Source organism: Solemya elarraichensis gill symbiont (genome assembly GCF_002021095.1).
In the GTDB taxonomy this organism is placed as follows: domain Bacteria; phylum Pseudomonadota; class Gammaproteobacteria; order Chromatiales; family Chromatiaceae.
Map to the genome: position 1 here is coordinate 1 of NZ_MPRK01000097.1, position 8,458 is coordinate 8,458.

Below are 8,458 nucleotides of genomic sequence, written 5' to 3' on the forward strand. Positions count from 1 at the left end.
CTTTCACCAGCAGTGAATCTGAATGACCGTGATAGCAGCCCTCGAACTTGACGATCTTGTCGCGCCCGGTGAAACCGCGTGCAAGACGAATCGCGCTCATGGTCGCCTCGGTGCCGGATGACACCATACGCACCATATCCATCGACGGCACCAGTTCACACACCCTGTCAGCCATCTGTGTCTCGATCTCGGTCGGCGCACCGAATGAGAGCCCGTTGGAAACCGCATTGACCACCGCCTTGATCACGTCCGGATGTGCATGGCCAAGAATCATCGGGCCCCATGAACCGACATAGTCGATATAACGGTTGCCATCAGCATCGAACACATAGGCGCCTTCAGCCTTCTCAAAGAATATCGGGTTGCCGCCGACACCCTTGAATGCGCGCACGGGCGAATTGACGCCACCGGGAATATGCTGCTGCGCACCTGAAAAGAGCTTGCTCGACTGCTGGTGGGCATAACTCATTTTTTACGACTCCAAAAATAGTGTGCTGAATGACTCACTGGCACGACGAACATCAGCCTGCCCAAATACACCGTGGATAACGGCGAGCAGATCAGCACCTGCTTCAATTAATGTAGCGCCATTCTGCGCAGTTATGCCGCCGATGGCAACCACCGGCACCTGTAAATGCTGTTTTGCCGTACGCAACAACTCGATTGCTGCCTGCACTGCCTGCGGCTTGCTCTGCGAATGGAAAAAACGCCCGAAGGCGACATACGAGGCACCGCGTGCTTCCATTTCCAGTGCGCATTCAAGATTGTTGTAGCAGGAGATGCCGATTATCGCCTCGTCACCCAGCAGCTCACGCGCCTCTTCATAGGGTATATCATCACGCCCGAGATGGACGCCATCGGCACCGCTCTCCCGCGCCAGCTCGACGTCGTCATTCACCAGCAACAGCGCCTCTGCCGAATGACACAGTGGGCGCAACAACTCTAGTTCAGTAAGGGCGTCATCTCGATCTGCCCGCTTGTTGCGATACTGCACGATGGTGGCACCGCCCAGCAGCGCTGCTTCCACATCGTAGCACAGGTCCTGTGACAAATCCGGATCTGTAATCACGTAGAGCCCACGTCTGATCTGCATCATTGTGCCTCCCCTGCCCGTCCGGGAATCAATTGCCCATTACCAATGCGATACGCTCTCTGCAGGGCATCATAGGCAAAGGCCTGCGCCAGGCCGAGTGCCATCTTCAACGGCATACCACGTGCAATAAATGCTGCAATAGCCGATGCCAGGGTGCAGCCTGAGCCATGGTATTCACCCGGCAACCGCTGCCATTGCCACGACTCACTCTCACCGTCACTTGAATGCCAGCTATGCACAATTTCATCACCATCCTCGTGTGAACCCGTCAGCAGGAGATTGTCGACACCAGTTGCGAGTAAATTTTCAGCTGCCTGTTGGAGATCATCAGAACCACCGAGGCGGCGTGCTTCAATCGTGTTTGGTGTCAGCAAAAAACAACGCGGCAACAGCGCCGACATAATCGCCTCACGCAATGCCTTGCTGCTGGCCTCGCCGCCGCCACCTGCGGCAAGCACGGGATCAAATACCACTGGCACGCCTTCAAGCTGATCAAGTATGGTCATCACCGCAGCCAACGCATCAAGCGAACCGAGCATGCCGATCTTGACCACATCAATAGTGATATCTGCATGAATTGCATCAAACTGGCGCAGCATGATGGATGGATCAACAGGTTCAAGCGCCGACATGGAACAAGTGTCCTGCACTGTCAGCGCAGTAATCAGTGTCAATGGATGCGCGCCGAGTGTCGAGATAGTCTCAATATCCGCAGAGATACCCGCACCACCACCGGCATCATGACCGCCTATCGCCAGCACAGTTGCGCGCCGCGCTGCTGTGCTCTCTTCACTCTGTTGACTCATATCCTGCATGCCGGGGTTTTCCTTTGTCTTAATCAGACATCATGAGAGCCAATGCAGAAATTTTCAAGGCGTGGGAAACCATTTTGGGTCTAGAAATGCTTCTTGAAGTGTGGGAGGCCCTGACTACACTAGGATATTCTCTCCGGCACTTTTGGATTTATTTTCATTATGTTTAAGTATTAGTGGACAGACCACGTTTTCTATCAGAATTATAGGGGCAGTGTATAAATACCGGCGCCAAGCAAGACACAAATATAGTATGGTGAAAATAGTTTTTACTCTGACCCCAAATATTTGGTGGATCCAAAGGTTTTGCTTTTGTGGAAATGCCGAAACCAGGAGAAGCCAAGGCAGCAATGAAAAATTTGAATAATATGACTGTTGCCAGTAATAAGATTCGTGTCAAAAAAGCTGTAAACAAAGCGAAGTAATATCGGTGCATCGAAAGTTATGAGTAGTGAACAATTGAACAATCCCTTGCATGGCATAACGCTCGCGAAAGTTGTAGCGAGGTTAGTGGAGCATTACGGCTGGGATGAAATGGCCCAGAGAGTCGACATAAACTGTTTCAAGAGTGATCCATCAGTAAAATCATCACTGAAGTTTTTGCGTAAAACCCCATGGGCCAGAGATAAGGTGGAGGATTTGTATATTTCTACATTTGTAAAGCAATCCCCCTGGGGAAATGCCAAATAAATGGTACTAAGTAACCTGTACGGTGGTTATTGAAATCACTAGGCATCCTGCGCATAACAAACGCATGCAGTCAGGCCTGGTTATTAGGGGACAGACCACGTTTTCCATAAGAAACTTGGAGTATTAATGCGTAAATTTGGCCTGCCCCCTATTACAAGGCATTAAAGAAAGGTAAAACCACAGAATGAGCATTATCAGAATTGCAGCTTTTTCAGACGGCAATATTGGCGGCAACCCAGCAGGTGTTCATATTTCTGAGCAACATCCTTCTGTACCTGAAATGCGATCGATTGCGGCTGAGGTTGGTTACTCCGAAACCGCGTTTGCAGAACCATCCGAAGACGGTTGGCACGTTAGATATTTTTCACCTGAATCTGAGGTGCCGTTTTGTGGTCATGCAACTATTGCACTAGGTGGAGCATTGGCGAAAAGAAATGGAGCTGGTATATATTCTCTTGCCCTTAATGAGGCAAACATCACTGTTGAAGGTTTTGTTCAAGCAGGTAGCTACTCGGCCGCCCTGCAGTCTCCAAATACCCAATCAAAGCCAGCCGACCCTGAAACAGTACAAACTGCATTGAGGCTATTTGGGTACGAACAACAAGACCTTAATTTAAATATCCCGCCTGCGTTTGCCAACGCTGGAGCAAATCACCTGATCATTAGTCTGAACTCACGCAGCAAATTCAGAGCAATGTCATATGATTTGAATGCTGGTCGAACCTTCATGCATGATCTTGAATTAGTAACGGTTATGTTGGTTTATTCTGAAACAAAGCAACTTTTCCACACTCGAAACCCATTTGCATCCGGTGGAGTGTATGAGGACCCCGCCACCGGCGCAGCATCCGCCGCGTTTGCTGGATACCTTAGAGATATCAATTGGCCACACGCAGGCACTATAAACATAGTGCAAGGCGAAGATATGGGATCTCGCTCAATTATACGAGCTGAGTTAACTGATGCCCCAGGTTCTTCTGTCCGTGTTTCTGGCTCTGTCAGATTCATGGATGAATCAGAGCAATGATTGGGGTCAGTGTAAAAACATCCACGCACCTCAAGGCACCATTAAAGCATGGCGAAATTAGTTATTACTCAAAGCCTAAATGCAAACATGTCGTTTGTAACTGATTGACAGTACGTAAAATGCTATGACTTATAAGTGCCCTGTTTGTGGAAGTTCAATTGCAAGTTGGGTTGTTAGTAAAACAAATTTTGAGTGCCCGGATTGTAAAGCCTTATTAGTCTCAAACAGCAAACAAACGTTTAAGCAGAGCCTTGTTGTGGCGTTTGTTACCTGGCTTGTTTTTTTGGTCTGCATGCAAAACTACACCGGATCATGGGGACATGCGGCAGTTGTATCTATAGAGGGTGGCGGGATTCTGTCTGCGATAGTAGCAACGCTCTACTATCATCTTGTTGTGAAGATAAGAAGACAAAAACAATAAAGAACAGCCCAGGTTCTCCATAAAGATATCAGCGTATTTGGGGCAGTGTAAAAACAGCCGCGTCACACAAGACACCATTGTAGTATGGTGAAAATAGTTTTCACTCTCACACCAAGGTGTTTCGTTAGATGGCAAATACATGCCATAGGGATTGGTAGATATGGTCGATATCATTCATCGAGTAGGAATTGCAGCTTCTGCTGACGAAGTTTACAGCGCACTGACAACAAATGAGGGGCTGGCCAAGTGGTGGACAACTGATACTTCAGGTGCCGGGAGTGTTGGTTCAATTATCAAGTTCAGGTTTGATGGTGGCGGACCTGATTTCGAAGTTGTAGAACTACAACCAGATTCAGTAGTACGCTGGAAACACTCAGGTGAAATGCCAGGCCCTTGGATGGGTACAGAAGTATCGTTTCATTTGTCTCGTGGAGATAATCAAACGTACGTACTCTTCTCGCATTCCAATTGGAAAGAGCCGTCAGATTTCATGGGGCACTGCAGTACCAAATGGGCTGTATTCTTGCTGAGTCTTAAAGAGGCGTTAGAGAAGGGAGAAGGCAAACCGTTTCCGAATGACATTCACATAGATCACGATGAATGAACTGTGGGTTTAGGCAGCAGACCACATTTTCCATCGTAATCTGGGGCTGTGTAAATACACGCACCATTTAAGACACAGTTATAATATATCGAAAATAGTTTTTACGCCGGCCCTATATACTTAGATAGCTAACCATATAACAGGGCAATTAACTATTTACCGGTTATTGCGATGTTAGATTGAAAACGAGAATCAGATAATGAGTGGGTGTTGTGATGGTGGTTGTTCGGTTGATGCCCTGCGCGATGAACGACAGCGCGCAACGCTGAAAACCGTACTTGGCATCAACGCTGTCATGTTTATTGTGATTGCTGGCGCTGCATTGTACAGCGAATCAACAGCACTGTTAGCTGATAGTCTCGATAACTTCGGAGATGCCCTGACTTACGGGCTAAGCCTGTACGCTGTTGCCCGAGGTGGTAACACGAAAGCAAAAGTAGCCTTATTCAAGGGCATTCTCATCCTATTGGCAGCATTGGTCGTTTTGGCTCAAATCATTTACAGGCTATATGTGCCAAGTGTGCCAATCTTCGAAGTTATGGGTATGTTCAGTCTCATAGGCCTGGCAGCAAATTCGGTATGCCTCTTCTTACTTTGGCGGCATCGTCATGAAGATGTGAACATGAGCTCGGTGTGGGAATGTTCACGAAACGACATTGCGTCCAACATTTCTGTATTTTTGGCGGCTGGTGCTGTTTGGCTGACTGGGTCGGGATGGCCAGATATTGCGGTTGCTATGGCGTTGGTTTTACTCTTGCTTCGTTCAGCAGGCCGTGTCATCTCATCGGCAATGGTTGAACTTAGAGCAGCAAACTAAAGGCACCATTATAGTATGGCGAAAATAGTTTTTACTCTGACGCCAAATATCCGGCTTAGTGAGATTGGAAGAATCTTGTGTTTGTAGGCCATTTAGGAATAGGGCTTTCGCTTAAATCAGTAGAGCCAAGAATCAATGTAGGTGTTTTGTTATTTACATCGTTATTTCTAGATATATTACTTGGCATTTTTGTTCTGTTGGGCTTTGAACAAGTTCTCGTTCCTGAGAATTACTCAGATATTCATTATCTACATTTTTCCTTTCCGTATTCCCACAGTCTTATTGCTGCAGTGTTCTGGGCTTTAATTGTTTCTGTGGGAGCTTACGTTCTTTTAGCTAAGGAGCTTTCTTCGAAGTTAAAAGTATCTGCGCTCTTGGGCGCCTCGGTATTCTTCCACTGGGTGTGTGATTGGGTAGAGCATGCCCCTCAGCTACCGTTGTTTGGGAATGGTTCTAGTCTGCTAGGTTTAGGGTTGTGGAATAGTTTAGAAGCTGCATTGGTTTTAGAGGTTTTTCTCCTGATTATGGGCATGGCCCTTTATATTAGAGCTACAAAAAATATCAGTAGTAAGGCCAAGCTAGGAATGGTTGTTTTTATGTGTGTATTGTCAGGAGTGGCTGTAGTTGGCAAAATGTCAGTGACACAGGCACCTGATCAATTAGCTATCGGCGTTAGCATGGTCGTTCAAGCTCTAGTCGTATGTGCTCTGGCGGCCTGGATTGATAGGCCTAGAGTAAAAGCCGTATAACAAGCGCATGCAGTCGGACCGTTCCAGTCGGGAACTTGCACAACACAGGATTCAATTTGGTCTCAAGCCAAGAAACTGTATTTATCTTGTATATCAGAGCGCCATGGCCAGCATGGCGTCAATATTATTGATGGTAATTTCACCGCGATTGGTGACGAGCAAACCCTGTTTTTGCCAACGAGATAAATGTCGGGACACAATCTCCCTGGCCGTTCCTAGTTCAATGGCCAGTTCGGATTGTTTTATTTTTACAACCTGATCTTTACCCCTTTTTTCGATAAGCAATCCGGCCAGGCGATTTTCCACCGGAACAAATGCATGGTTAGCAAATCGTTCTATAACCTGTTTGAAGCGGGAACCAATATTGTTGAATATCCAGTGCTGAAACTCACTGGAACTGTCCATCCATTTATGAAACTGCTCCTTTTCCGTCCAGCACAACCATCCATCAGTTTCCGCAGAAGTGATATAGCTGAAATTTTCATCATGATCAGGTTAATCAGCGAGTGAATACACAGTTGACCCGGCTCAATCCGGTAAAGCAGTAAATTTCGTTCCTGATCATTTTGCAGTTGTACCCGAATCGTCCCTTGGCCCAACAAGACAAAACGATTACTGGGCTGACCGGGTTTGAATAAAGTATCACCCGCCTTGAACGTCTGCTTCTTCCAACTGTGATCACTTAAGCCCGGAAATGTGGCAGCGCTAGGAAATACGTCAGATAAGATGTGTTGTTCGGCCTGTTTTAATTCCATTTTGTTTTGTCGCTACACTGCAAAGGTGGCGATCAGGATAATGATCAGAGTCTGTATTATCCTACCAAAATCATTGATACGTATTTGATCAATGTCAGATCGAACATAACTTGCCTCACCTGGCCAAGGTGAGGGCTGTATCCAGCATGATGTAAAAGCCCGAAGCCGGGGTTTTAACGAATAGTTAGATCTTAAACCCTTCGGGCCAGTCCATACCTTCTGCAACAGACACTCTCTTCTCCTGAGATGCTTCAGGTACCGTGTTAAAACCAGCTGGCCAATCCATACCATCAGACACTTCGGTATCGGTGCTCTCTACTGCTGATTTTTCGCTAAAACCAGCTGGCCAATCAAAACCCTCGGCCAGTTCAGAAGCTTGTAGATGAGCAGCGCTAACCAACGCCAGAACAGCCAGTGATGCGACTAATTTATTCATGATCTTTATCTCATTAAAATTGGATAAGACGAGTATAGTGATCCGCGAATAAAAGTCATGTGACTTAGTCACTTAGCTGAGGGGTTATGTGATATGGTCACATGCATCGGCCTTCAGGGAATCGGTAGTTTGTACGCATTAATAGCGCAATTGGGGGCGGTGTAAAAATACCCGCACCACTCAAGACACCATTATAATATGGCGAATATAGTTTTTTACTCTGATATCAAATATTCAACATCAAGGCTCTATTATGTCCCACCCTCCATCAGAAAATAATTGTTATTTTTGCAGAGTTTCTAACGGCGAAACCGATCCCTTTATTTTTGAAAACAGGTCATTCTTAGGCGTTTTTGATACCAACCCGGTTAACCCGGGGCATGCACTAATCATCCCAAGAAGACATGTCGACTCAATCTTTAATCTGAATGAAATGGAGGAGGCGGATTATTTTGATGCGATCAGGGGAGTCAGAAGCGTTATCGAAGAAACAGACATGACATATCTCTATCAAAACATGCTTAACAGGGACTACCTGCACGACATGCCTAAGGGCCACATAGAAACGGTTTTAAAACTGCCTTTCCTGGGAAATAAACCTAATGCATACACCATTGGCAATAACGATGGAAGAGAAGCAGGAAGAAGCATTGACCATTTACATGTCATTCTTTTGCCACGTTATAAAGGAGATGTGGAGAACCCGAAAGGTGGCATTCGCAACGTAATTCCCTGCAGAGCAAATTACCAACGAAGGTGAATGTAAAAACTGCTTTAGGTAAAAATATGAACAATGAGATCGATTACACCAATAACCCGCTGCACGGCGTTGGACTAAAACAACTACTGGCTGAAATAGTTGATCATTATGGCTTTGAGATTCTCTTCGCCTACTTAAATATCAATTGCTTTAAGACCAGGCCGAGTATTGAATCCAGTGTGAAGTTTTTAAAAAAGACAGATTGGGCTCGTGAAAAAGTTGAAAACTTTTATTTGTACCAGTTTAAAAGCTTGCCCAGGGCGTCATTCGAGCAGTTTTCATTGCCTCCAAGAG

At 46.3% G+C, this 8,458-nt stretch carries 12 protein-coding genes and 1 pseudogene; 8 read left to right on the top strand and 5 right to left on the bottom strand.

What is annotated here, in order from left to right; genetic code table 11:
- The 3 genes from BOW51_RS06195 to thiD all read right to left on the bottom strand — a co-directional run.
- Nucleotides 1–469 (bottom strand): aminotransferase class III-fold pyridoxal phosphate-dependent enzyme (locus BOW51_RS06195; RefSeq protein WP_135568098.1); only part of this gene is annotated, 469 nt, incomplete at its 3' end.
- 3 nt (nt 470–472) lie between these two features.
- Nucleotides 473–1,096 (bottom strand): thiamine phosphate synthase, encoded by a 624-nt coding sequence (gene thiE, locus BOW51_RS06200; RefSeq protein ID WP_078476940.1) that lies wholly within the window; start codon nt 1,094–1,096, stop codon nt 473–475.
- Complete coding sequence (gene thiD / locus BOW51_RS06205) at nt 1,093–1,908, bottom strand: bifunctional hydroxymethylpyrimidine kinase/phosphomethylpyrimidine kinase (RefSeq protein ID WP_078476941.1); 816 nt, start codon at nt 1,906–1,908, stop codon at nt 1,093–1,095. The genes thiE and thiD overlap by 4 nt, the downstream gene beginning before the upstream one ends.
- Nucleotides 1,909–2,195: 287 nt before the next feature.
- Here thiD and BOW51_RS06210 point away from each other — a divergent pair.
- From BOW51_RS06210 to BOW51_RS06235, 6 genes and pseudogenes are all read left to right on the top strand, one after another.
- Nucleotides 2,196–2,330, top strand: a pseudogene (locus BOW51_RS06210) (RNA recognition motif domain-containing protein); the annotation flags it as partial.
- 19 nt (nt 2,331–2,349) lie between these two features.
- Complete coding sequence (locus BOW51_RS06215) at nt 2,350–2,595, top strand: VF530 family protein (RefSeq protein ID WP_078476942.1); 246 nt, start codon at nt 2,350–2,352, stop codon at nt 2,593–2,595.
- Between the two features lie 184 nt (nt 2,596–2,779).
- Nucleotides 2,780–3,622 (top strand): PhzF family phenazine biosynthesis protein, encoded by an 843-nt coding sequence (locus tag BOW51_RS06220; RefSeq protein ID WP_078476943.1) that lies wholly within the window; start codon nt 2,780–2,782, stop codon nt 3,620–3,622.
- A gap of 581 nt (nt 3,623–4,203) precedes the next feature.
- Nucleotides 4,204–4,647 (top strand): SRPBCC family protein, encoded by a 444-nt coding sequence (locus BOW51_RS06225; protein WP_078476944.1) that lies wholly within the window; start codon nt 4,204–4,206, stop codon nt 4,645–4,647.
- A gap of 199 nt (nt 4,648–4,846) precedes the next feature.
- Nucleotides 4,847–5,464 (top strand): cation efflux transmembrane domain-containing protein, encoded by a 618-nt coding sequence (locus BOW51_RS06230; RefSeq protein WP_078476945.1) that lies wholly within the window; start codon nt 4,847–4,849, stop codon nt 5,462–5,464.
- Between the two features lie 77 nt (nt 5,465–5,541).
- Nucleotides 5,542–6,213 (top strand): hypothetical protein, encoded by a 672-nt coding sequence (locus tag BOW51_RS06235; RefSeq protein WP_078476946.1) that lies wholly within the window; start codon nt 5,542–5,544, stop codon nt 6,211–6,213.
- A 93-nt stretch (nt 6,214–6,306) separates the two neighbouring features.
- Here BOW51_RS06235 and BOW51_RS06240 read toward each other — a convergent pair whose 3' ends face one another.
- The gene (locus tag BOW51_RS06240; protein WP_078476947.1) at nt 6,307–6,618 is read right to left on the bottom strand and encodes a Crp/Fnr family transcriptional regulator; all 312 of its coding nucleotides are present in this window, start codon (nt 6,616–6,618) and stop codon (nt 6,307–6,309) included.
- A 534-nt stretch (nt 6,619–7,152) separates the two neighbouring features.
- Nucleotides 7,153–7,404 carry a hypothetical protein gene (locus tag BOW51_RS06250; RefSeq protein ID WP_078476948.1) on the bottom strand — a complete coding sequence of 84 codons (252 nt, stop codon included), beginning with the start codon at nt 7,402–7,404 and terminating at the stop codon, nt 7,153–7,155.
- A 253-nt stretch (nt 7,405–7,657) separates the two neighbouring features.
- Here BOW51_RS06250 and BOW51_RS06255 point away from each other — a divergent pair, with 253 nt between their 5' ends.
- Nucleotides 7,658–8,164: an HIT family protein gene (locus BOW51_RS06255; protein WP_078476949.1), complete on the top strand. Its 507-nt coding sequence runs from the start codon at nt 7,658–7,660 to the stop codon at nt 8,162–8,164.
- A 26-nt stretch (nt 8,165–8,190) separates the two neighbouring features.
- On the top strand, nt 8,191–8,458 hold a 268-nt coding region (locus BOW51_RS06260; RefSeq protein ID WP_135568100.1), incomplete at its 3' end, for a VF530 family protein.

What these genes read in the sequence shown, in the direction of transcription:
- thiE (WP_078476940.1), bottom strand. Translation starts at nt 1,096, where the DNA reads ATGATGCAGATCAGACGTGGGCTCTACGTGATTACAGATCCGGATTTG.
- thiD (WP_078476941.1), bottom strand. Translation starts at nt 1,908, where the DNA reads ATGCAGGATATGAGTCAACAGAGTGAAGAGAGCACAGCAGCGCGGCGC.
- BOW51_RS06215 (WP_078476942.1), top strand. Translation starts at nt 2,350, where the DNA reads ATGAGTAGTGAACAATTGAACAATCCCTTGCATGGCATAACGCTCGCG.
- BOW51_RS06220 (WP_078476943.1), top strand. Translation starts at nt 2,780, where the DNA reads ATGAGCATTATCAGAATTGCAGCTTTTTCAGACGGCAATATTGGCGGC.
- BOW51_RS06225 (WP_078476944.1), top strand. Translation starts at nt 4,204, where the DNA reads ATGGTCGATATCATTCATCGAGTAGGAATTGCAGCTTCTGCTGACGAA.
- BOW51_RS06230 (WP_078476945.1), top strand. Translation starts at nt 4,847, where the DNA reads ATGAGTGGGTGTTGTGATGGTGGTTGTTCGGTTGATGCCCTGCGCGAT.
- BOW51_RS06240 (WP_078476947.1), bottom strand. Translation starts at nt 6,618, where the DNA reads ATGGACAGTTCCAGTGAGTTTCAGCACTGGATATTCAACAATATTGGT.
- BOW51_RS06250 (WP_078476948.1), bottom strand. Translation starts at nt 7,404, where the DNA reads ATGAATAAATTAGTCGCATCACTGGCTGTTCTGGCGTTGGTTAGCGCT.
- BOW51_RS06255 (WP_078476949.1), top strand. Translation starts at nt 7,658, where the DNA reads ATGTCCCACCCTCCATCAGAAAATAATTGTTATTTTTGCAGAGTTTCT.